Genomic DNA, 22,615 nt, shown 5'->3' on the forward strand with positions numbered 1-22,615 from the left:
TTACTCATTACTTATAATTACAACCCATGGACATATTAAGATTTATAACAGCAGGAAGTGTAGATGACGGGAAAAGTACCCTTATCGGCAGACTGCTTTACGATAGCAAAAGTATTTTACAGGATCAGCTGGAAGTGCTTGAAAAACATTCTAAAAACAAAAATGAAGACGGGGTAGACCTTGCACTGTTAACAGACGGACTGCGGGCAGAAAGAGAGCAGGGCATCACGATAGATGTGGCGTACCGCTATTTTTCAACTCCAAAAAGAAAATTTATCATTGCAGACGCTCCGGGACATGTGCAATATACCCGAAATATGATTACCGGAGCATCCAATTCCGAGCTGATGGTGATCCTGATCGATGCCAGAAAAGGAGTTATCGAACAGACAAGAAGACACTCTATCATCGCCTCATTATTACAGTTGAAAAAAGTAGCCGTAGCTATTAATAAAATGGATATGGTAGATTATTCAGAAGAGGTTTTTGAAACCATAAAATCAGATTATTCTACTATTGCAGAAAACCTGGGATTGAATGACGTCACCTATTTTCCGATTTCAGCGTTGAAAGGAGATAATATTGTTTCAAAATCATCAAGAACAGACTGGTATGAAGGAAGTTCCCTTTTAGAATATCTGGAACAGGTAACATTGAATGAGAAAAATAATACCGGAAGTCGTTTTCAGGTTCAGTATGTGATCCGTCCCCAGACAGAAGAGCTGCATGATTACAGAGGATATGCCGGGCAGATACTCAGCGGGAAATTTAAAAAAGGAGATACGATGGTAGTTCTTCCGGCAGGTTTAACGACTGAAATTTCTAAAATTGAAATCAACGGAGTAGAAAAAGAGGAAGCATTTGAAGGCCAGCCTGCCGTTATTCATACGGTTCATGATCTGGATATCAGCAGAGGAGATCTGTTTGCTGTAGGAGAACATCTTCCGGAAGTTGAAAAGGATGTGGAAGTTCTCTTATGCTGGCTTGACCAAAAACCGCTGCAACCCGGCAATAAATACCTGTTACAACAGAATAGCAGACTCGTAAAAGCTATTGTGAAAAATGTGGATTATAAGATGGATGTGAATACGCTTAACCGGGAGCAGGCCGAAGATGAAATTAAACTTAATGAAATTGTAAAAGTGACCTTGCGAACGGCACAACCTTTGGTTTATGACAGCTTTATCCATAATAAAACAACAGGGTCTGCAATTTTGGTAGATGAAACTTCTAATTCAACTGTTGCAGCCTGTATAATTCAATAGAAACAATGGCAATTTCCAATCATTTAATGACAAGAATTCATCAGGCTAAACAAAATAACATGCATGGATTCTTTGATAAAATAAGAACGAAAAGATGGGTTAAAGATCTTTATGAAGCTCTTTTTCTTCCCCAAAAAGACAATTCTGAAGATCAGCTGAAAAGAAATTTTGAGGCATTGCAGGAAACACTTTTTGATTTAATTCATTCGGTAACAGAGAGTAAAGACGATACTGAAGTCCACATTCATCAATTTTTTGAAGCGTTGCCTGAATTGTATAATCAGTTGGTTCTGGATGCAAAATCTATTTTGGAATTTGATCCTGCGGCAGATTCTCTGGAAGAAGTATACCTGGCGTATCCCGGCTTTTTTGCCACTTATGTCTATCGTATTTCGCACCAGCTTTGGAGCCAGGATGTAAAAATAGTACCTCGTGTGATTTCAGAATATGCCCATAGCAAAACAGGAATTGATATTCACCCCGGAGCCATAATCGGAAAGTCGTTTTTCATTGATCACGGAACCGGAATTGTTATAGGAGAAACTACAGTGATTGGAAACAATGTCAAAATCTATCAGGGAGTAACCCTGGGAGCGTTGAATGTCTCCAAAGAAAAAGCCAACCAGAAAAGGCATCCCAATATTGAAGATGGTGTGATTATTTATTCAGGAGCAACCATTTTAGGAGGAAATACAACCATAGGCAGAGAGAGTATCATCGGAGGAAATGTTTGGGTTACCCAGGATGTACCGGCCAACTCTCTGGTCTATCATAAAAGTGAAATAAAAATAAAGGATAACAGTTCATTACCGGAATCATTAACCTTTGTGATCTAAAACAAAAAAGATAAAAATTATATTGATATGAAATTTCAGAATACCTTAGAAACGATTGGAGACACACCTGTCGTAAAAATCAATAAATTATTCAGTTCAGACCATGAAATCTGGATCAAATTAGAAAAAAACAACCCGGGCGGAAGCATTAAAGACAGAATTGCATTGGCAATGATTGAAGACGCAGAAGCCAGAGGGTTATTAAATAAAGACAGCACCATTATAGAGCCTACAAGCGGAAATACAGGAATAGGCCTGGCATTGGTTGCTGCTGTAAAAGGATACAAGCTTATTCTGGTAATGCCGGAAAGCATGAGCATAGAACGCCGTAAAATTATGGAAGCATATGGGGCTGAATTCGTGTTAACTCCAAGAGAAAAAGGAATGAAAGGGGCTATTGAAAAAGCAAATGAATTATCAGAAGAAACACCCAATTCATGGATTCCGAGACAGTTTGACAACCCTGCCAACGTAAAAGTACACACCGAAACTACTGCACAGGAAATCTTAAATGATTTTCCGGACGGCCTTGATTATATTATCACAGGCGTAGGAACCGGAGGGCATATCACCGGAATCGCAAAAGTGGTCAAAGAAAAATTTCCGAATGTTAAAGTATTGGCTGTAGAACCGGAATTATCTCCAGTATTAAGCGGAGGAAGCCCCGCACCCCATCCATTACAGGGCTTGGGAGCAGGATTTGTACCTTCCATTCTGGATATCACTCTTTTGGACGGAGTCATTACAGTAGGCAAGGACGAAGCTTATGAATATGCTATCAATGCAGCAAAAAAAGAAGGTCTGTTTGTAGGCGTTTCTACAGGAGCAGCTTTGGCAGCCATTGCAAAACATTTACCGGAAATACCATCTAACGCTAAAATTCTTACCATCAACTACGATACCGGAGAAAGATATCTGTCAGTAGAAGGGCTCTTCTAAATCCTTAATAAACATCGACTTCAATGAAAACAATCATAAAATCACCAAAGGTTTACCTTATCGGTGCAGGCCCCGGCAACCCTGAACTCATCACCGTAAAAGCAGTAAAAGCCATTACGAAAGCAGACGTTATTCTATGTGACCGCCTTGTAAGCCCTGAAATTATGGAAACGTATGTCAGCCAAAGCACAGAAGTAATCTATGTAGGCAAAGAGTGCAGTAAAAATGCCTCTACCCCTCAATCTCATATCAATACTTTAATGGTGGAGTATGCCCGGCAGAATAAAACCGTTGTCAGGCTTAAAGGGGGAGATGTTTCCATATTTTCCAATATTCTGGATGAATTGCAGGCCTTAAAACAAAACCATATTCCTTATGAGATTATCCCCGGAATTACAGCGGCTTTAGGTGCAGCAGCCTTTGCAGGAATGCCCTTAACCGCACGGGGATACTCAACATCAGTCCGTTTTCTGACGTATTATAAATCTGAGATTCTCAATGAAGAATATTGGAAAGAACTGGCGGCTACCAACGATACGCTTGTCTTTTATATGTCTAAAGGAAACCTTACCCGGCTTGTAGAAAAATTCAGACAGCTTGAAATTTCCGGTGAGAAAAAAATTGCGGTCATTGAGCAGGCTACAACCCCTTTTCAAAAGGTGTATACCTCCTCATTCGAGGATTTTAATACCCATTTTGGAAACAAAAACTTTGCATCTCCTTCTTTGGTGATCATCGGTAAAGTTGTGAACCTGCATGAAGAGTTTTCCTGGCTGGACAACGCAGAACAAGAAGGCCTGTATTTTAAATCCGTTGAAAACGGAAGTCTTATATCCAACCCTCAAAATTTCTTTGAATATGCTGTCTGAAACCAAATTAAATGTTCTCAAACAAATCTCCGGTGATTTTTCAAGAGATGAAGCCATCTGGGCAAGCGGATACCTGGCAGGCCTAGCCGGAGGAACATTAACTACCGCTGTACTGCCTCCTCAGCACACTGAAATTACAGCCCCGAATGCTGTGAAAAAAATTACCCTGGCTTACGGTACCGAAACCGGAAACAGTAAAAAACTGGCAACAGGTTTAGCTTCGGTTATTAAGAAAAAAGGAATTCAGGTTAAACTGGCCGATTTATCCCAATACAAGCCTAAAGATTTATCCAAAGAAGAATTCTTTTTTGTGGTGATCAGTACCCAGGGAGAAGGTGAACCACCTGCACTCGCCAGGAAATTCTATGATTATATTTATGAAAATGAAATAAACCTCAGTCATCTAAAATTCGGAGTTTTAGCTTTGGGAGACAGCAGCTATCCGCTGTTTTGTAAGACAGGAGAAGATGTAGATTTCCGTTTTGAAACTTTGGGAGCCCAGCGAATTATTCCTTTAAAAAAATGTGATACAGACTATGAACAAGAGGCTGCTCAATGGATAGAACATGTATTCGAAACAGTGAATAAAAATGCTGATAACAGGACGAAAAATAGCTCAGCTTCAAAAGCTTCAACAGGCAGAAAAAAATATCTGGGTAAAGTTTCATCCATTATCAATCTAAATGATATTACTTCTGAAAAAGAAACCTATCACATCGAAATAGAAACAGAAGAAGCTCTGGTCTATCAGCCTGGTGCTGCTTTGGGAATTGTCCCGTTGAATTCAAAATCAGTAGTGGATGAAATTATCAGCCTGACAGGAATTGATCCCAAAAAGCAAATTGAAACCTCAAAAGTTACAGACAGTGCAGCAGAGCTTTTGTATAAACATCTTAACATCAGCTATCTGCTTAAATCCGTTGTTGCCCAATATGCAAAGATCACGGGACATTCTATTCCGGAAGTCCGTTTAAGCCTTCTTGATCTTTTACGAATTTATCCAGTGAAAAATGCTGAAGAATTTGAAGAAGTCATTCAGGTATTAACAGGTCAGGCTCCCCGTCTGTACTCCATATCCTCATCTTTGGAAGCTCATGGTGAGAATGAAATTCATATTACAGTTGCCAAATCAGAATTCTTTATTGACCATGAGAAACACAATGGTCTTTGCAGTGGGTTTCTCAGCGGATTTAATGAAGGAGAAGATGTTGAGTTCTATATTCAGGAGGCAGGACATTTCAAGCTTCCAGAGGCAGGTAAAGATATCATTATGATTGGTCCGGGAACAGGAATTGCTCCCTTCAGATCTTTTCTTTGGGAACGTGATGCAATAGGCGCAGAAGGAAGAAACTGGCTTTTTTTTGGAGATAGAAATTTTGTATCAGATTTTCTTTATCAGGCTGAAATCCAGGATTTCCTTAAAACAGGAAGCTTAACCCGTTTAGATCTGGCTTTTTCCAGAGATACGGCAGAAAAAACATATGTTCAGCATAAACTGGAACAAAAAGCTCAGGAAGTTTTTTACTGGCTTGAAGGAGGCGCATCGGTTTATGTATGTGGGGCCAAAGAACCCATGAGCCGTGACGTAGAGCAAACCCTTCTGAATATCATTCAAAACGAAGGAAAACGCAGTAAAGAAGAAGCACATCAATACCTTAAAGACATGGAGCTTAACGGCAGATATGCTAAAGATGTTTATTAGACTCCAACAGAAAACCCATAAAATTAAAAGAAATAAGTATGAGCAACAATAAAGATAATCTTTCACCGGTAGAAAGAATAAAAACGAGCAGTAACGGGCTTAGAGGTACATTAAAGGACAGTCTCTCCGATGATTTTACAGGAGCTATCAGAGAAGATGATCAAACTCTGATCAAATTCCACGGAATGTATCAGCAGGATGACAGAGACCGAAGGGAAGAACGCGTTTCCAAAAAGCTGGAATGGTTGTATTCCTATATGATCCGGCTGCGGTTACCCGGCGGTTTTTTAACTCCGGAACAATGGCTAGGATTGAATGAAACCGCAGAAGATCATTCAACGGGAACCATAAAAATCACCACAAGACAGACCATTCAGCTGCATGGTATTTTGAAATCCCATTTAAAGCCAACCATTCAGAGTTTTAATCTTCAGCGTCTTGATTCTATTGCAGCTTGTGGAGATGTTAACAGAAACGTGACCTGTACCGCCAATCCTTCAGAATCACCTTTACATCAGCAATCTTACGAACTGGCAGGAAAAATCAGTGAAATGTGCCTTCCTAAAACCCAGTCTTATTATGATATATGGATTGATGACGAATTAATTGTTAACAGAAAAGCGGAAGAAGATCCTCTTTATCAGGACCGCTATCTTCCAAGAAAATTAAAGATAGGAATTGCAGTTCCTCCCAATAATGATGTGGATGTATTCATTAATGATATTGCCCTGATTGCCATTATTGAAAACAACAGAATCGTTGGTTACAATATTGCGGCAGGAGGCGGATTGGGAGCTACCCACGGAAATGAAGCAACGTATGCCCGCCTGGCCTCTGTGCTTGGATTTATAGATACGGAAGAAAAAGTATTGAAGGCGGTCTATGAAATTATTACCGTACAAAGAGACTTCGGAAACAGAAGTGACAGAAAGCTGTCAAGGTTAAAATATACGATTGACAAACTCGGAATTGATCAGTACAGATCCGAAGTGGAAAAGAGAGCAGGATTCCGCTTTGAACCGGCCAGGGAATTTAAATTTGAACAAAGAAAAGACCGTTACGGATGGATACAAAACCATGAAGGAAAATGGTTTTATACCCTGTTTGTTGAACACGGAAGAGTTCTCGATACCAAAGAATACCCATTGAAATCAGGGTTATTAAAGATTGCTCAGACCGGAAAAGCTAATTTCCGTTTTACCTGTAACCAGAATCTTATTCTCGCAGATATTAATGAAGCAGACAAAGCAGAAGTTGACCATATTCTGCAGGAGTACGGCATTTCAGAATACACAGAAAAAGCCAGTGCGCTTCGTAAGAATTCTGTTGCCTGTGTTGCTTTAAATACCTGCTCCCTTGCTTTAGCGGAAGCACAGCGGTATTTGCCATCTCTGGTAACCAAAATAGAACCGGTTCTTGAAAAATATGGTCTTTTAGAGGAAGACATCACAATCCGTATGACCGGCTGTCCCAATGGCTGCGGAAGATCTCCTAATGCTGAAATCGGATTTGTAGGTACGGCATACGGTAAATATAACCTTCATATCGGTGGCGACAGACTCGGAATGAGACTTAATACAAAATTTAAAGAAAATATAGGCGAAGAAGAAATTCTTACCACACTGGATGAACTTTTCGGAATTTATGTACAGAAAAGGCTCGCAGAAGAAACATTTGGTGATTTTTCATACCGTTATTTACAAACCTTAAATTAAAGATATGGCCAATTTTCAATATAATCTGAACAAAAACAAAAACCAATCTCTTTTTTCAGGCCAGCGAATGTGCATGTGTTGTTGATTCTCCAATAACAATACATCAAAGCTGTTTCAACTTTTCTATTTAACCTCAAACCAAAGTCCGACGAATTTTAAACACTTAAGTATTTTTTAAGTGACAGGCTTTGTGCATATGAAGTACACTTTAGTTTTATGAAAATCAAAGGTTTTCATCTTATGTGAACTTTTATGCGGTACTATTTTAAACTTTCTTAAGTGAACTAAAGTGTTTTAAATAGTAAACTTTAGTGTCTTATTGTAGTTAAAAAAGTTCAGACAGCTTCATTCTCAACCTAAAAAATGAAGAAAATGAAAAACAAAAAACAGGGAAAATTTCTACCAAAAGCCAGTATTATTGCCTTTACCTTTTTATCTTTTAACCTGGCAGAAGCACAGCAGCAGCTCATAGAATTAAGCGGAAGCATCAAAAATACAGGCACACACAAAGGCCTCGATTCTGTAAAAGTACAGATCGAAAACACAGAAGATACCGCATTAACAGACCCGCTCGGAAACTTTAAGATAAGAACCAGAGTCACCATTCCATTCCGTGTGGTTATTAATAAAGAGGGCTTTACCAGCCAAACCGTGGAAGTTCTTTCTCCATCCAATAAAATAACCGTAAGTCTTAATCCTCAGAATACCATTATTGATGCTGTGGTTATTTCAGCATCAAGAATTCCTGAGAAAATATTGAGATCACCGATAGCTATTGAAAAAATTGATATCAAAACCATCAGGGAAAGTCCGGCAGCCTCTTTTTATGAAACACTGGAAAATGTAAAAGGGCTGCAGCTCTTAACCTCCAGTCTGACGTTGAAAATTCCCAACTCCAGAGGATTCAATTCACCAAATAATTTCAGATTTATGCAGCTGGTGGATGGCGTAGATGTACAATCTGCAACATTGGGTGTGCCGCTTGGAAATGCTATCGGGCCTACAGAACTGGACATCCAGTCTATGGAAGTGACGCCCGGTGCCGCCTCCGCATTATACGGGATGAATGCCATCAACGGATTGGCGAGTCTACAAACGAAAGACCCTTTTACTTCCGAAGGATTAAGCGTTTATTTCCGTGGTGGAGTTAACCATGTGGACAATGTCAATCATAAAATAAGTACTTTGGGAGAAAGTGCACTGCGGTTTGCTAAAGTGATTCATAAAAATTTTGCCGTAAAAATCAATGCGTCTTATTTCACCGGAACAGATTGGATTTCCAACAACCTCACAGATCAGAATCCTAATTCATTCATTACAGCTAATCCTAATTTCCCTTTAGCTAATAATCCCGCTGAAGATCTCTGGAATAAATATGGTGATGAAAGAAACAACAGAGTCGCTGTAAAAGTAGATTATAACGGAAAACCAACCACATTCAATGTTTCCAGAACAGGATATCTGGAAAAGGACCTTGTGAGCCCGGAAGTAAAAAATATAAAATTTGATGCAGGGTTATATTATCGTTTCGGAGATCAATGGAAAGCATCGTATGTATATCGCTACGGATTGCTGGACGGGACTTTCCAAAGAGGGAATAAGATTCGTTTACAAAACGCTACCGTTCAGAACCATAAAGTAGAGCTAACAGGTAAAGAATTTACCTTTAGAACCTATGTATCTATTGAAAACACGGGGGATTCCTACAATTTAAAGCCATTGGCAGATAATCTGGATCTAACCAACCTTTCCAATAACAACTGGAAAAATATCTTTCAGACCACATTACAGAATAACCTCAATGCAGGCGTGAATCTTAATGATGCTTTTATTCTCGCACGCAAAGAAGCCGACAAAAACAGAGCAGTACCCGGCACTCCTGCTTTTGAGCAGTTAAAAAATACCATTATCGGAATTAATAATTGGGATTCTGCCAATGGAGGAATAGCAGGTGCTCCCGCAACGGGAGGAGCTAAACTCGAACAAAAATCCAGATTTTATCAGAGTGAGGCTACCTATGATTTCAGCAGACTGGTGAAAATATTTAACCTTCTGGCTGGTGTTGACTACCGTCTGTACAGCATCACTCCCGACGGAAATAACTTTGTTGATTTTAACAGGCCTGTTAATGAAAGAAATATTCCTTTAGCTGACGGAACATTCGGGAAAGACGTTATTTATCAGAAATATGGAGCTTTTGCGCAGATTACTAAAGTATTTTTTAATGACAAATTAAAGCTGAACGCCGCTTTACGCATTGACAGAAACCCGGAATTTGAAGCCAAGCTGAATCCCAGAATAAGCGTAGTTTACTCTCCGGTTAATCAGCATAATTTCAGAGCATCTTTTCAGAACGGATATCGTTTTCCGTCATTGTTTGAGGCCCTTTCATTCGTTAACAACGGAAATGTAAGAAGAGTAGGAGGTCTTTCAAAAGTGAATGAAGGATTAGGGTATCTGGAAAACTCATATACATTAGCCTCTATCGACAAATTAACTTCTGCCGTTAATGCTGATATAGACGGAGGAAAAAGCCAAAGCCAGGCAGCCCAGGATAACAAACAGCTTTTAACCGTTGCCAGCCTTCAAAAATTACAGCCAGAAAAAATCAACTCATTTGAAGTAGGGTATAAATCTGTTTTTTTTAATAGCAAACTGGTTCTGGACTGGGATTTCTATTATAATATCTACGAAGGATTTCTTGGGCAGGTGGAAGTTGCTGTTCCCAAAAACAGTCAGGTAGGAAGTAATACCGCTATTCTTGCCATGCTTGACCGAAGTAAGCAGGACCGTTACAGGGTATATACCAACAGTAACAGTACGTACAAAAGCTACGGTTCTTCATTAGGAATCCGCTATAATATAACGGGAAATTATAATATCAATACCAATGTTTCTTATAATGATCTTGCTTCCAACAATACATCGGATCTGTTTATCACCGCTTTCAATACTCCGAAATGGATGGTAAATGTAAGCGTAGGAAACAGAGAAATAGTAAAAAACATTGGATTTACGGTCGTAGCAAGATGGCAGAACAGTTTTATGTGGGAAAGCCCCTTAGCTTCGGGGAAAATTCCGGCTTATTATACGATTGATGCACAGGCTACCTGGAAAATTCCGGAAATCAATGCTCATGTGAAAATAGGAGCAACGAACTTACTGAACCACCGATATTTTCAGTATGCAGCAGGTCCTGAAATAGGAGGATTATATTATCTCGCTTTTACCTATGATCTAAAACTATAATCAAGATGAGTAATTCTTTATATCCCATATTCTTAAAACTTGAAACTTTGTCATTACTCATCATTGGTGGTGGCAAAGTTTCCCTTGAAAAGTTAGAGTCAGTACTCAGAAATTCCCCTGAGACCCCTATAAAACTGGTGGCAAAAGAAATTATTCCGGAGATCAGAACTTTACAACATGAGTTTCCGAATATCATATTGCATGAAAGGCCTTACCATATCAATGATTTTACAACTATTGACCTTGCTATTATTGCTGTAAATGATATTGATTTAGCAGCACAGATCCGGGATCATGCCCATCAGAAAAATGTACTGGTTAATATTGCCGATAAACCCAATCTGTGTGATTTTTACCTGGGCTCCATTGTTAAGAAAGGAAATCTTAAAATTGCCATCTCCACGAATGGAAAATCTCCTACTATCGCAAAAAGATTAAGAGAGACCTTTACAGATACCATCCCTGATGAAATGGATCATGTACTGGACAATATGCAGAACATACGCGATCAGTTAAAAGGAGACTTCGATTATAAGGTTGCAGAGCTTAACAAAATAACAACTCAATATCTTTCTGGTGATGAAGCTTCTCCTGCAAAATCCAATATGGAAATTGAGAAGCTCATCAATATCACCAAAATTGCTCAAAGAAAAGCCAATATCTATCTGGCCGTCATAGGCGTTTTACTTTTGTTCGGAATATTGGGATTGGTGGTCTATCAATTCAACCTTTCCGGAAATATTCAGTATTTTCTGAATAAAGACGGGCATATTTTTTACTGGATGTTATTGGCCGGTTTTCTGGCAGAAATTGTTGCCGGATCAATGGGCATGGGATATGGCGTCATATGTACTACCATACTTTTACTGCTTAATGTGCCGCCGCCTGTTGTCAGTGCAAGTATTCATTCCGCAGAATCTTTCACTACTGCAGCGGGAAGCTTCAGTCATTACAAATTAGGAAATGTGAATAAAAAAATGGTGTGGGTATTGTTTCCGTTAGCTATTGTTGGCTCTATTATCGGAGCATTAACGCTTTCTCACTATGGGGAACATTATGCTCATATTGTAAAACCCATCATTGCCTGCTATACCTTATATCTGGGATTAAACATCCTGAGAAATGCTTTTAAAAGCAAAAAATCCAAGCAACCTAAGGCAAAGCAGAAAAGAACCAATCTCAGAGTATTAGGATTGGCAGGAGGCTTTATAGATTCTTTTGCAGGAGGCGGATGGGGTCCGTTAGTAACCGGGACGCTGATTAAAGAAGGAAGAATTCCCCGCTATGTTGTGGGAAGTTCCACGGTAGCTAAATTCTTACTGACCGTTACCAGTGCTGTCACTTTTATCTTTACCATTGGCATTCACCACTGGAATATTGTACTGGGATTATTGTTGGGCGGTGTTTTTACAGCTCCGTTTTCTGCCATGCTTACCTCAAAGCTTCCTACCAAAAAAATGTTCGTGATTGTTGGAGTAGTAGTCATTCTGATGAGTCTTATAACGATAATGAAATCGCTATTATAACATATAAGCAGAACAGAAAATAGTTGATTTTCAAATAAATAATCTGAATTCGGATTAAGGAGTTTAAATATAAAAGGTGGGAAGATGGAAGAAGGAGGCTGGAAGTTACTTTTAGTTATAGATACTGAAATCCTCCGTAAAATCAAATTACTAAAAAAAGAGGGCAATCTATTATTGATGACCTTCAAAACTTCCCTCTTCCATCTCCCTGCTTCCAAGCTCATAAATCAAAAATTCTTATCCCGAACTCTGAGGTTAAATAAGAATGTATGCCCCCTTTATCGATTATGATAAAAAGGGCATTTTGTATTTATTGATCAGAAAAAATCGATTTACACCCTTATTCCGATGAGTTGTAAAGCACTTTTGGTAAGGTAAATATCATCAAAAACAGTCAATGACTCAACATCATTGAATCCTGAAGGGAATAAATCATTTTTATTAAAGGATAATTCTATAGAAGGATCATAAACTGCAATAATTCTAACCTTTGAATAGCCGTTATAATCAACTTTAAAGCCATCAAACAAACATTTTTTCTCCGCTGCCTGATATTGTATCTGTTCTTCAAATCCGGCGGTATCACTTCTTTTGCCATCATTGTGCTCAAGTGATTTCCATGCAGTATAGTTTTTAGGTTCTTTCAGAATGTTTCCCTGAGGATCTACAGGTACAAACATCCCAAGCGTCAGGCGCTGACGTAAAAAACCAGCATAATTTTTCATCATTTTTAATGTCTGAAGATCGGCATATCCTTCATTTGAGTAGTACTCAATGACAAAATCGGTCATCGGAATCAGCTTATGGGAAGCATCATTCAGCATAATGGGTCTTTTCTTGTGCCAAAAATAATATTTTTATTACTTGTATTCCAAATGATAATACAATGTTTCCCAAATAACATCTTTTATGGGAGCATAAAAACAATACATTTAGCAGTTTTTACAGTTTTAAAACTTAATATTGCAAAGGTATTCATCATAAATTCCTTAGAAATGAAAAATAAAGAGCATTGGGAAAAGGTATTTTCAACCAAATCACCACAGGAGGTAAGCTGGACACAGAAATATCCTGAAACAGCGATGAAGTATTTAGAACAGCTTCAACTTCCAAAAACAGCCAGAATTATTGATATTGGCGGTGGCGAAAGTAATTTTGCCGATTCATTGCTGGAAAAGGGATATGAAAACATCTGGGTATTGGATATTTCTGAGACCGCACTGGAAAAAGCAAAACAACGTTTAGGCAGTAAAGCCGAAAAAATACACTGGATTGTTTCAGATATTACAGAATTTAAGAATGAAATACCGTTTGATTTCTGGTATGACAGAGCTGTTTTTCATTTCCTTACCGATAAAGAAGACATTGAAAAATACGTTGCTTTAATAAACAGATCCATTCCCGAAAATGGTCATTTTTTATTAGGGACATTTTCAGAAAACGGTCCTCAGAAATGCAGCGGACTGGAGATCAGACAATATTCCGAAACAACAATGAAAGAAAGGTTTAGCCAGAACTTTGAAGCTGTAAAATGTTTTACGGAAGATCACCATACTCCTTTTGACACTGTACAGAATTTCCAGTTTTGCGGATTTAAAAAAATATAAATTCTTACCATGCCATTTGATCCTGTTATGATGTCGGAAAGGTTGAAAAATCGTAATCTCGACTTTCTCATTCCGAAAACAAATATCACTGAAGTCACTTTTAACCGGGATGAAATTATTTTCAAACTAATCCGCTCTTTGAAAAAAGATATTCCGGACCTTGTTTCCTTCCTTATTTCCGCCATGGGAGCATCGGGCCTGGACGAATATGATATGAGCTGTATACAACTCATTCCCACAGACCAAAAGACGGTACTGGAGAGTATTGATAATTTTCAAACCTTATGGAAGTTGAATCTGGAAATTAAAAAATATATGGATGGAGAAATTCAATATATCTATGAAGCCAGAGATACCGTCAGAACCAATTACTACAGTGAAATCAGCTTTATTATAGAAACTGAAAATTCGTATATCTACTTTTTTACCCATCATTTCTATTATTAAAGCTGATGCCAGTCAAAAAATGAAACAAAACCTTCATTTTACAGATAAATCACTGATATATAGCGTATTTTTCGTTTAAATCAATTTGAGTATAGTCAAAATTTTGTATATTGATTACTGTTTACAAAGCTTTTATTATAAATACTCAGCACAAAATGAAACGACTAAAGAATAGGTTTTCAACAAAGATTATTCCCTCAATTTTGGGTGTCTGTTTCATGTTCTCCTGCACCCAGAGTAAAAAAAATAAAGTGGTAGAAAAGGAAAAAGAAAAGAAGGAGACAGTCATTGAACCGTTCAAACCCTGGCAAGAGCAAAAGCAGATTCCTATTTGGACAAAAATTCCTTATGCAGAGTTGGTTCAGGGAACTGAAATATACAATGACGGGATGGTCTCAAATGTTTCCAACCCAACCATAACAATTTACAAACCTAAGAATAATAATACCGGAACGGCAGTTATAGTTTTTCCCGGAGGTGGTTATAATAAATTAGCTATAGAATTAGAAGGTTCCGAAGTGTGCGAGTGGCTGGCATCAATTGGCGTTACAGGGATTTTACTAAAATATCGAGTTCCGGCTTCCGGCCCGCATTACAATAAAGATTGCCGCTGTGAAAAAGACCCTGTTAAACCTTTAGCATTACAGGATGCACAAAGAACAATTGGCTTAGTACGCTCTCAGGCTAAAGAATGGAATATTGATCCCAATAAAATAGGCGTTATGGGATTTTCTGCCGGTGGACATCTGGTGGCAGAAGTAAGTACCAATTATGAGAAAAGGGTATACCCGATTTCTGATACTACAGATCAAATCAGCTGCAAACCCGATTTTGGTATTGTTTTTTATCCGGGGCATATGACTTTCCACACCTCTAAACCCTATGAGCTGAACCCAACAATTCCTGTCAATAAAAATACACCTCCAACTTTTATTTTACACGCAGGAAATGATAATATCGATAATATTAAAAATTCTTTGGTTTACTATATGGCATTACAGAAAGCAGGCGTAAAAACAGAATATCATATTTATGCAGAAGGAGGACATGCATTTGGTCTCAACGAATCAGCACAAAAAATACCCAATTGGAATAAACTGCCCATTGCAGATTGGGAAAAGCTTGTTGAAAGATGGCTGCAAACGATCAATGTTATTCCAGAATCAAAATAAATTAAATGCCGGCTTACTTCATAAAGCAGGCCGGCAAAATATCTTGTATCTATGATTGTTTTCTGCGGCGGACAGTAACCTTACGGTCTAATTCCCTGATATCCTGCCTCAGTTCACGGAACATTTCCTTAAAATTATAGCTTTCATAATCTCCGGGTTCAAAATCTTCCGGGAAAATTCCTGAAGCATACTGCCATATCTCCACAACTTCCTCAAAAGGAATATCATAAGGCTCATAAAAAGAATTATCAGCACTTACACAGATCGCATTTTCTTTCTTTTCTTTAAAACGTTTATAGGTAATTCCATCATTTAAGGTGACAAAAACATAGGTTTTTCCCGGTTTTAATTCATTGATGCCTTCCACATATTTTCCTACAATATAAGAACCGCTTCTGAAAGGAGGCATAGAATCTCCGTCTGCAGGGAAGGCTCTGTATTTTCCGTTAGTGAGGAAAGGAAGTGCTATACGCTGAAGACTTTCAATATAATCTACGTCGCTGTAACCCTCCAGATATCCCATAGAGGCCTTCTGGGGAATGATTTCAATGGTATCATTTCCATGAGTATCTACGGCAACCGGAAGAACAATCCTGTTATCCGGAAGCTTCAGCATTTCGTCTATCGGATATTTCTCAATATCTACCGAGAGCAGCAAATCAATACTTACATGAAAGTATTTGGATATTTTTATCAGCAGCTCGATAGGAGGTTCTGATATTCCGTTTTCATATTTGGAATACCGGACTCTGGAGATCGTTAATTCATCGGCTACATTTTGTTGGGAGAGCTTTCTTTTAGCTCTTAAAAAGCGTATATTATTTGAAAAAATTGACATTGATAAAAGTATGTAGGCAAAAATACGAAATTTGATTTCGTTTATCAATGATTAAGACTGGTTTTACCGCAGGAAATAAAGAAATTTACTTGCGCTTTTCCTATATATGATGTTCATGTAAAAATAGATGATAAAATATGTTAATATTTTGGCTGTTATATCAAATAATATAATATTTGCCTGATGATTTTTGAGAAACAGCATACACCCCAAAAGTTCAGAGCCATTTTAGCAGTGGTCTTTACTTTTTGTATCCTTATTTCTTCATGCGCTATCAAAAACAGCATCAGACAATTACTGAATTTTGGCTGTGCACCGGTTTCCCAATCTTCGCCTACCAAAGAAAAAAAATATCAGAATCCCGCTCCGTCGGTATGCAAAATCTGTAAGGATAAAGAAATTCTTACCAAGGAACAGAACAGTAAAGATTTTTCTTTTTCTGATCTTCCTGAGCTAACAGCGTTTGCATTTATTATTTTCTGCGAAGCTTTTCTATGGTCTAAATTTCAAAAACATCCTTTTTACAGTAGCTCTAAACTGGAAAACGATCTCCCTATTTTCCTGAGGTACCGTAAACTTATCATTTGATTTCCTGATTTATATATCCGCCCGGAATCAATTAATGATTAATTCCGGCTTTACTGACTTAATTTTCAGTCAGTAAGATAATGTCTTTGTATCTGGCTTAAAGAAATAGTTTTCTGAAAAACTATCCATTGGCTGTGCAGAGATATTTCACACTACAATAAAATCAGAAATCAAACAATAAAAAAATGAAAAACATTCATAATATAAAATCCATTGTTCTATTATTTATTTTCTTAACTTCCTATCAGATGGTTCCGGGAAAAAGTAAAATGCAATCACAAAGATTTTCACAGAAGGAAACAGCTGTGGATTCAGAGGATGATCTTATCTTCATCCAGGAAGACGGGAAGAAAATATCATTAAGTGATTTAAAAGGAAAAATTGTCTTTATTAATTTCTGGGCAACCTGGTGCAGACCATGTATTGAGGAAATGCCTTCTATCCAGAGCCTTAAAAACAAATTTAAGAATGACGAAATCGTTTTTATCATGCTGAACATAGAATCCAACCTGAGCAAAGCAAAAAAGTTTATGAAACAGCGTAATCTGGATCTGCCCGTTCATATTGCCGGAAGCAAGATTCCGTCATCCTTATTCAAGAATGTAGTTCCTACAACACTCATCTATAATAAACAGGGAAAACTGGAAGCCAATATTCAGGGGATGAGAGATTTTGGAGAAGATGAAATCTATCAGGCATTAAAAGAATTATCTGAAAAGTAAAACACATCATGAAGAATACAAAAATATGGATCAAGAAAAACTGGTCTACCTTAACTTTAGCAGCTATTTTTATAATCCTTTTAGTAAGCCCGGATGCCAAAGCATGGCTGATGCGGCAGATGATAGCAACCGGAATCTTTAATTCCAGTATTAAAGATTCCCCTACATCTGATGAAACGAAGTCTGCATCTGTCCATTTTAAAGTAACGGATGAAAAAGGAGAGGTTTTCAATACTTCACAGCTGAAGGGAAAGGTAGTCTTTATTAATTTCTGGGCATCCTGGTGTCCACCGTGCAGAGCAGAATTTCCTTCCATTCAGAAATTGTATGAGAAATACAAGGCTCATCCGGATATGGTATTTCTTACCATAAATCTCGATGATAATCCTGAACTGGGAAAAATTTATTTAACGGATAATCAGTTTACCCTTCCGTTTCTGACGCCTGTAGAGAATATTCCAAAAGAATATTACAGCGGATCACTGCCCACTACTGTTGTTTTGGATAAGCAGGGTAAAATAAGACTGCATCATACAGGAATGGCAGATTATAGTAAAACCTCGTTTTATGATCAAATGGATTTACTTTTAAAGGATAACTAATACTTTAAATAATTTTATAAAGGCCTCTCTGTATTCCGGAGAGGCTTTTGCTTTAACTGATTAATCTTTAAAAAGACCACAAAACGGTTCATTTTTTTTTCAATATAATCTCCGGATAGTGAAGTCAGCATCAAATTTTGGAGATCAAATCTGGTCTAAAAAAGGGCTTGCTGGTCTGAAATGGCTTCAGAAAAATTTAAACTTTACATAATCGTTATAAGCCTCTTAATATTAATTCAACATTTCGAAGTGCATAAGTTGGCATTTAACATAATTAAAATCAATCAGATAAATAATAAAATGAATAATTCAATAAATTTGAGTTATATTAACGAAATATTAAATAATAAAAAAATATAATTATTTTATTTAAAAATATTTTGACTTATTATTATTTTTCATATTTTAGTGATGTATTAATCATATAAAATTATATCATGAAAAATCTAAAAAAACTAGACAGAAACGAATTAAAAGCTATTTCAGGAAACGGACTACTTGATCCAATCGGAGGACTACTTGGCGGATTAGGCGGAGTAGTAGGTGGAGTAGTTGGCGGTGTAGGAACCATCGTTGGTGGAGTAGTAGGTGGAGTAGGTTCTACCGTTGGTGGAGTTGTTGGCGGTGTAACTACCGTTGTTGGAAACGCTCTATGCCAGACTCAGTGTGTAATTAATGGTGTTGTTCACATCAAATTACTTGAGTGCGGATCTACTTGCTAAGAAGCAAAAAAGCACTGACATTAAAAATTATACCGCTCTTTTCAGAGCGGTTTTTTTACGGTTTCCCGTTTTTGACTTAAACTGTTCTTTTCGTATTTTTAAAATAGTAACCATGACTGCATACGATGAGATCTTTATTATTACTTATTTTAGCTCTGATATTTAACTTTCAATTGATCTATGGGCGCGGAAAATGCACAGGCAGTGAATATTGCAGCGCCTGCGAAACCTGTAATTATTGTAAACATTGTGCTAAAAATGGTGGCAGCTGCGGAATTTGTGGCGGCGGTGACCGGGAAGATCATCATTCATCAATGAATTTATCTGAAAAGAAAAGTTTCTATGGTGATATTCAGAATTCTGAGAACAGCAAATCCTGGGAAAGGTATCTGGTAATTTTCTTATTGATTATTATAGGGTTATTGTTTTTGAAAATTGCTTTGCAGAAACCAAGGAAATAAAAACTTTGCTTAGATAAAGTTTGAATTTTTTTTCTCTCGTTGATTTGGCTAATCTGGCAGATTTATTAAAATTTCATGAAATTCTTATTGTGATCCAAAGGTTTATAAATTTAAGTTCTGAAATCTTTAAATCTCTAATCGCTGAGAATCGTATATAAATTTTCAAGCTTTACATGGGACTGTACAGGAGACTCTGAAAAGGATCTAATTTGAGGATCCAACAGAATGTTTTATATAGAAACAATTACAATTTAACATAATATAAATTATAGGAATTATTAAATTCTAATTTTAAAGCCTTTTATTCTATTTCATCTTTTCATTTAATTCTCGATTAACAGAACTCTGAAAGAATCCTGGGATGAAAATTAATCATTATATTTGCCAAATAATGTCAAGATAAAAAATGTCAAGTATATTTGGTTCCAAACTCAGAATGCTTAGGGAGCAACAGCAGATTCCCCAAAGACAGTTAGCTTCCATTTTGGAAATTGACACAGCAACCTATTGTAAAATCGAAAAAGGCGACAGACAGGCAAAACGTGAACAGGTTATCGTTCTCGGAAACTTATTACAAGCTGATACAAAAGAACTCCTTAGATTGTGGTCAGCAGACAAAGTTTATAATATTATTGCCGAAGAAGATGAAGCAGCACAAATTCTTAGTGTTGTGGCAGAAAACATCGCTATTCACCAACATTCTAAAACAGAACATGAAACCACTAGTAAAATATAGAGGCGGAAAATCAAAGGAAATTCCACACTTAAAAAAACATATCCCGGAATTTAACGGCCGCTACATTGAACCTTTTTTTGGCGGCGGAGCCATGTTCTTTCACCTTGAGCCTCAAAAAGCGATTATTAATGACATCAATTCAAAGCTGATGACATTTTATAAAGGTGTAAGAACTGATTTTGAAACTTTACAGCACGAGCTTTCAGAAATTGAGGAAATCTACCGTACCAACAGAAAGCAGTTTGAAGAATTAAAAGCTTTAACACCCAATGAAAGAGTTACGGATCATAACGAAGCTCTTTACTATCAGCTCAGAGATATGTTTAATGATCTGGCGGAGAAAAGATATTCAGATGCTTTGCTCTACTTCTTCATCAATAAAACAGCTTATTCAGGTATGATTCGTTACAATTCGAGGGGAGAATTTAATGTTCCTTATGGCAGGTATGTCAATTTTAATACCGCTTTGGTAACAGAAGCTCACAGCCAATTGCTTACGAATACTGACATTTATAACCTTGATTACCAGGCTATTTTTGAAATGGCAGAAGAAGATGATTTTATGTTTTTAGACCCTCCTTATGACTGTACTTTTTCTGATTACGGAAATGTAGAATATAAAGACGGAGGTTTTGATGAGAAAAATCACACTGAATTAGCCAATGCATACAAACGATTAAAATGCAAGGCATTGATGGTTATTGGGCGGACTCCGTTAACTGAAAAATTGTACGGAGATATGATTGTGGATGAATATGGAAAATCGTATTCTGTCAATATCCGAAACCGTTTTAAGACTTCTGCTTCTCATATTTTAATTTCCAATTATGGAAACATTGCTGAACAACAGGTTGAAGCATTAAAATTAAATAAAGAATTAACGCTCTAAACTTCCATGGCAAGTATCAACAGTAAAGTAATATTCGTTACCACCTCTCCGAGAACTCCTGCTAAAATGATTCCTGAAATTGAGTTATTAAACACTCATTTTGCAGGACAAAAATGGAATGTCGAAACGCAGAGAGAATTTATGGAGCTGTTGAAGGAGGAAAACTTTTTCAATGGAGAGGGAGCAAATGACCCTGCGTTCAGCGCAAGAGACCGGATAAACAGAGCCCCTAAAGCACTTGGTTTTGTAATTCTTTCCCCCGAAATACGTCTAACTCCTGCAGGAGAAGAACTGGTCAATTCAAAGCGGAAAGATGAAATATTTCTGAGGCAGCTCCTTAAGTTTCAGGTTCCTTCCCCATTTCATAAACCTAGTGAAAATTCTGCCGATTTTTGGGTAAAACCTTATCTCGAGCTTTTCAGATTGATCAGGCAGTTTGGCTCATTGAAATTTGATGAATTGATGATTTTCGGGCTGCAGTTAACGGATTATCGGAATTTTGATGAAATTACGGCTAAAATTGACCGTTTCAGAGCAGCTAAAGCACAAAACGAAGGCAATTATAAACAATTTCGTGCTGAATATTTTGACCGGGAATTAAGAGAAATTTATCATTCTGACATTAGCTCCGGCAACACAAAAACAAGAGAAACGGCTGATGCTTCAGTACCAAAATTTTTGAGTACAAAAGCCAGTAATATGCGGGATTATGCTGATGCCTGTATCCGCTATCTGAGAGCAACGGGTTTAGTCAATATTTCACATTTAGGAAAAACAGTTTCCATTGTTCCTGAAAAAATGGAAGAAGTTGATTATTTTTTAGAGCACACCGATAGAACCCCCTGCTTTATTGACAACGAAGAACAATACATAGATTATCTGGGTAATGCAACGATACCAACCCTACTAACTGACAACAGAGAATTACTTGAGGAAAAAATTCACAGTGAATTTCCGGAACTTACGATATCTGCCACTGCGACTTTACAGGATCTTAAAGACATATTTGCTGACGAGTTAGAAAGCAGAAAAGAACAAATACTAGCACACCAGATTTCAGCCATAAAAGATTATCGTCTTTATGAAGACATCAATACAACATTTGAACAGATAATCGCCAATTCATTGTATGATGCCCCTCTGATGTTAGAATGGAATACCTGGCGGGCAATGACGATGCTGGATGGAGGTAATATTAAAGCGAATTTAAAATTTGACGACTTCGGAAATCCTATGTCAACTGCGCAGGGAAATATGGCAGATATTGTCTGTGATTACGAAACTTTTGGATTGACTGTAGAAGTCACCATGCAAAACGGCCAGCGACAATACGAAACCGAAGGTGAACCAGTAACCCGGCATCTTGCGAAATTAAAACGCGAAATAGATAAACCCGCTTACTGCTTGTTTATTGCTCCCAAAATACATGAAGCCTGTATTGCGCATTTTTATGCTTTACACAAAATGAATATTAAATTTTATGGAGGAACTTCCACCATCATCCCTCTTCCATTGAATATATTTTTAAAGATGGTTGAGGATTCACATAAAGCGCATTATGTGCCGGAACCCAGACATGTCCAACGATTTTTTGAACGCTCAAACGAATTAGCCAACACTCTGGACAACGAGGCAGACTGGCACAACGCCATAACAAAGGAAGCACTGAACTGGCTGAATCAATAGAGATTTCTTAGGATTACCAATAATAGGTACCCTCCTGCCCTTTT

At 37.5% G+C, this 22,615-nt stretch carries 21 protein-coding genes; 19 read left to right on the forward strand and 2 right to left on the reverse strand.

The genetic code is table 11. The annotated features are described in order from the left end of the window. Positions 1-26 precede the first annotated feature (26 nt). The 8 genes from J2Y40_RS17295 (at position 27) to J2Y40_RS17330 (ending at position 12,101) form a co-directional block, all read left to right on the forward strand. Positions 27-1,265 carry a GTP-binding protein gene (locus J2Y40_RS17295; RefSeq protein WP_310000368.1) on the forward strand — a complete coding sequence of 413 codons (1,239 nt, stop codon included), beginning with the start codon at positions 27-29 and terminating at the stop codon, positions 1,263-1,265. A 5-nt stretch (positions 1,266-1,270) separates the two neighbouring features. Next, the gene (gene epsC, locus J2Y40_RS17300) at positions 1,271-2,101 is read left to right on the forward strand and encodes a serine O-acetyltransferase EpsC (RefSeq protein ID WP_310000370.1); all 831 of its coding nucleotides are present in this window, start codon (positions 1,271-1,273) and stop codon (positions 2,099-2,101) included. Between the two features lie 27 nt (positions 2,102-2,128). After that, entirely contained in the window at positions 2,129-3,040 is a 912-nt protein-coding gene (gene cysK, locus J2Y40_RS17305) for a cysteine synthase A (protein WP_153392372.1), read from the forward strand. A gap of 23 nt (positions 3,041-3,063) precedes the next feature. Then, the gene (gene cobA / locus J2Y40_RS17310; RefSeq protein ID WP_310000373.1) at positions 3,064-3,909 is read left to right on the forward strand and encodes a uroporphyrinogen-III C-methyltransferase; all 846 of its coding nucleotides are present in this window, start codon (positions 3,064-3,066) and stop codon (positions 3,907-3,909) included. Next, positions 3,899-5,611, forward strand: coding sequence for a flavodoxin domain-containing protein (locus tag J2Y40_RS17315; RefSeq protein WP_310000375.1), 1,713 nt, complete (start codon positions 3,899-3,901; stop codon positions 5,609-5,611). Before cobA ends, J2Y40_RS17315 begins: the two co-directional genes overlap by 11 nt. Positions 5,612-5,649: 38 nt before the next feature. After that, on the forward strand, positions 5,650-7,326 hold the full coding sequence (cysI, locus tag J2Y40_RS17320) for an assimilatory sulfite reductase (NADPH) hemoprotein subunit (RefSeq protein WP_310000377.1): 1,677 nt from the start codon (positions 5,650-5,652) through the stop codon (positions 7,324-7,326). A gap of 372 nt (positions 7,327-7,698) precedes the next feature. Next, positions 7,699-10,575, forward strand: coding sequence for a TonB-dependent receptor domain-containing protein (locus tag J2Y40_RS17325; protein ID WP_310000379.1), 2,877 nt, complete (start codon positions 7,699-7,701; stop codon positions 10,573-10,575). A gap of 5 nt (positions 10,576-10,580) precedes the next feature. Further along, entirely contained in the window at positions 10,581-12,101 is a 1,521-nt protein-coding gene (locus tag J2Y40_RS17330; protein ID WP_310000381.1) for a TSUP family transporter, read from the forward strand. A gap of 332 nt (positions 12,102-12,433) precedes the next feature. Here the strand turns inward: J2Y40_RS17330 and J2Y40_RS17335 are convergent, their stop codons facing one another. Beyond that, entirely contained in the window at positions 12,434-12,925 is a 492-nt protein-coding gene (locus J2Y40_RS17335) for a hypothetical protein (RefSeq protein ID WP_153392383.1), read from the reverse strand. A gap of 171 nt (positions 12,926-13,096) precedes the next feature. Between J2Y40_RS17335 and J2Y40_RS17340 the strand changes: the two genes are divergently transcribed. From J2Y40_RS17340 to J2Y40_RS17350, 3 genes are all read left to right on the forward strand, one after another. Next, positions 13,097-13,708 (forward strand): class I SAM-dependent methyltransferase, encoded by a 612-nt coding sequence (locus J2Y40_RS17340; RefSeq protein ID WP_310000383.1) that lies wholly within the window; start codon positions 13,097-13,099, stop codon positions 13,706-13,708. A gap of 9 nt (positions 13,709-13,717) precedes the next feature. Beyond that, positions 13,718-14,155: a hypothetical protein gene (locus tag J2Y40_RS17345; protein WP_310000384.1), complete on the forward strand. Its 438-nt coding sequence runs from the start codon at positions 13,718-13,720 to the stop codon at positions 14,153-14,155. 155 nt (positions 14,156-14,310) lie between these two features. Further along, positions 14,311-15,327, forward strand: coding sequence for an alpha/beta hydrolase (locus J2Y40_RS17350; RefSeq protein WP_310000385.1), 1,017 nt, complete (start codon positions 14,311-14,313; stop codon positions 15,325-15,327). A gap of 49 nt (positions 15,328-15,376) precedes the next feature. On the opposite strand, the gene J2Y40_RS17355 is transcribed toward J2Y40_RS17350, so the two are convergent. Further along, the gene (locus J2Y40_RS17355; protein WP_153392388.1) at positions 15,377-16,165 is read right to left on the reverse strand and encodes a LexA family transcriptional regulator; all 789 of its coding nucleotides are present in this window, start codon (positions 16,163-16,165) and stop codon (positions 15,377-15,379) included. Between the two features lie 183 nt (positions 16,166-16,348). Here J2Y40_RS17355 and J2Y40_RS17360 point away from each other — a divergent pair, with 183 nt between their 5' ends. The 8 genes from J2Y40_RS17360 (at position 16,349) to J2Y40_RS17395 (ending at position 22,571) form a co-directional block, all read left to right on the forward strand. Then, complete coding sequence (locus J2Y40_RS17360) at positions 16,349-16,753, forward strand: hypothetical protein (RefSeq protein WP_310000387.1); 405 nt, start codon at positions 16,349-16,351, stop codon at positions 16,751-16,753. 185 nt (positions 16,754-16,938) lie between these two features. After that, the gene (locus J2Y40_RS17365; protein ID WP_310000388.1) at positions 16,939-17,475 is read left to right on the forward strand and encodes a TlpA disulfide reductase family protein; all 537 of its coding nucleotides are present in this window, start codon (positions 16,939-16,941) and stop codon (positions 17,473-17,475) included. A gap of 8 nt (positions 17,476-17,483) precedes the next feature. Beyond that, positions 17,484-18,077: a TlpA disulfide reductase family protein gene (locus tag J2Y40_RS17370; protein WP_153392392.1), complete on the forward strand. Its 594-nt coding sequence runs from the start codon at positions 17,484-17,486 to the stop codon at positions 18,075-18,077. A 437-nt stretch (positions 18,078-18,514) separates the two neighbouring features. Continuing rightward, positions 18,515-18,799, forward strand: coding sequence for a bacteriocin-like protein (locus tag J2Y40_RS17375; RefSeq protein WP_153392394.1), 285 nt, complete (start codon positions 18,515-18,517; stop codon positions 18,797-18,799). 180 nt (positions 18,800-18,979) lie between these two features. After that, positions 18,980-19,117 carry a hypothetical protein gene (locus J2Y40_RS17380; RefSeq protein WP_310000389.1) on the forward strand — a complete coding sequence of 46 codons (138 nt, stop codon included), beginning with the start codon at positions 18,980-18,982 and terminating at the stop codon, positions 19,115-19,117. Between the two features lie 549 nt (positions 19,118-19,666). After that, the gene (locus tag J2Y40_RS17385; RefSeq protein ID WP_153392396.1) at positions 19,667-19,996 is read left to right on the forward strand and encodes a helix-turn-helix domain-containing protein; all 330 of its coding nucleotides are present in this window, start codon (positions 19,667-19,669) and stop codon (positions 19,994-19,996) included. After that, positions 19,974-20,885, forward strand: coding sequence for a Dam family site-specific DNA-(adenine-N6)-methyltransferase (locus J2Y40_RS17390; protein ID WP_310000391.1), 912 nt, complete (start codon positions 19,974-19,976; stop codon positions 20,883-20,885). The genes J2Y40_RS17385 and J2Y40_RS17390 overlap by 23 nt, the downstream gene beginning before the upstream one ends. A 6-nt stretch (positions 20,886-20,891) precedes the next feature. After that, the gene (locus tag J2Y40_RS17395; RefSeq protein WP_153392400.1) at positions 20,892-22,571 is read left to right on the forward strand and encodes an AlwI family type II restriction endonuclease; all 1,680 of its coding nucleotides are present in this window, start codon (positions 20,892-20,894) and stop codon (positions 22,569-22,571) included. Positions 22,572-22,615: the final 44 nt, after the last annotated feature.

This window comes from Chryseobacterium sp. 2987, assembly GCF_031456375.1.
In the GTDB taxonomy this organism is placed as follows: domain Bacteria; phylum Bacteroidota; class Bacteroidia; order Flavobacteriales; family Weeksellaceae; genus Chryseobacterium; species Chryseobacterium vaccae.

Bases quoted from the DNA above. Each gene is read 5' to 3' on its own strand.
- J2Y40_RS17295 (WP_310000368.1), top strand. From the start codon at position 27: ATGGACATATTAAGATTTATAACAGCAGGAAGTGTAGATGACGGGAAA.
- epsC (WP_310000370.1), top strand. From the start codon at position 1,271: ATGGCAATTTCCAATCATTTAATGACAAGAATTCATCAGGCTAAACAA.
- cysK (WP_153392372.1), top strand. From the start codon at position 2,129: ATGAAATTTCAGAATACCTTAGAAACGATTGGAGACACACCTGTCGTA.
- cobA (WP_310000373.1), top strand. From the start codon at position 3,064: ATGAAAACAATCATAAAATCACCAAAGGTTTACCTTATCGGTGCAGGC.
- J2Y40_RS17315 (WP_310000375.1), top strand. From the start codon at position 3,899: ATGCTGTCTGAAACCAAATTAAATGTTCTCAAACAAATCTCCGGTGAT.
- cysI (WP_310000377.1), top strand. From the start codon at position 5,650: ATGAGCAACAATAAAGATAATCTTTCACCGGTAGAAAGAATAAAAACG.
- J2Y40_RS17325 (WP_310000379.1), top strand. From the start codon at position 7,699: ATGAAAAACAAAAAACAGGGAAAATTTCTACCAAAAGCCAGTATTATT.
- J2Y40_RS17330 (WP_310000381.1), top strand. From the start codon at position 10,581: ATGAGTAATTCTTTATATCCCATATTCTTAAAACTTGAAACTTTGTCA.
- J2Y40_RS17335 (WP_153392383.1), bottom strand. From the start codon at position 12,925: ATGCTGAATGATGCTTCCCATAAGCTGATTCCGATGACCGATTTTGTC.
- J2Y40_RS17340 (WP_310000383.1), top strand. From the start codon at position 13,097: ATGAAAAATAAAGAGCATTGGGAAAAGGTATTTTCAACCAAATCACCA.
- J2Y40_RS17345 (WP_310000384.1), top strand. From the start codon at position 13,718: ATGCCATTTGATCCTGTTATGATGTCGGAAAGGTTGAAAAATCGTAAT.
- J2Y40_RS17350 (WP_310000385.1), top strand. From the start codon at position 14,311: ATGAAACGACTAAAGAATAGGTTTTCAACAAAGATTATTCCCTCAATT.
- J2Y40_RS17355 (WP_153392388.1), bottom strand. From the start codon at position 16,165: ATGTCAATTTTTTCAAATAATATACGCTTTTTAAGAGCTAAAAGAAAG.
- J2Y40_RS17360 (WP_310000387.1), top strand. From the start codon at position 16,349: ATGATTTTTGAGAAACAGCATACACCCCAAAAGTTCAGAGCCATTTTA.
- J2Y40_RS17365 (WP_310000388.1), top strand. From the start codon at position 16,939: ATGAAAAACATTCATAATATAAAATCCATTGTTCTATTATTTATTTTC.
- J2Y40_RS17370 (WP_153392392.1), top strand. From the start codon at position 17,484: ATGAAGAATACAAAAATATGGATCAAGAAAAACTGGTCTACCTTAACT.
- J2Y40_RS17375 (WP_153392394.1), top strand. From the start codon at position 18,515: ATGAAAAATCTAAAAAAACTAGACAGAAACGAATTAAAAGCTATTTCA.
- J2Y40_RS17380 (WP_310000389.1), top strand. From the start codon at position 18,980: ATGGGCGCGGAAAATGCACAGGCAGTGAATATTGCAGCGCCTGCGAAA.
- J2Y40_RS17385 (WP_153392396.1), top strand. From the start codon at position 19,667: ATGTCAAGTATATTTGGTTCCAAACTCAGAATGCTTAGGGAGCAACAG.
- J2Y40_RS17390 (WP_310000391.1), top strand. From the start codon at position 19,974: ATGAAACCACTAGTAAAATATAGAGGCGGAAAATCAAAGGAAATTCCA.
- J2Y40_RS17395 (WP_153392400.1), top strand. From the start codon at position 20,892: ATGGCAAGTATCAACAGTAAAGTAATATTCGTTACCACCTCTCCGAGA.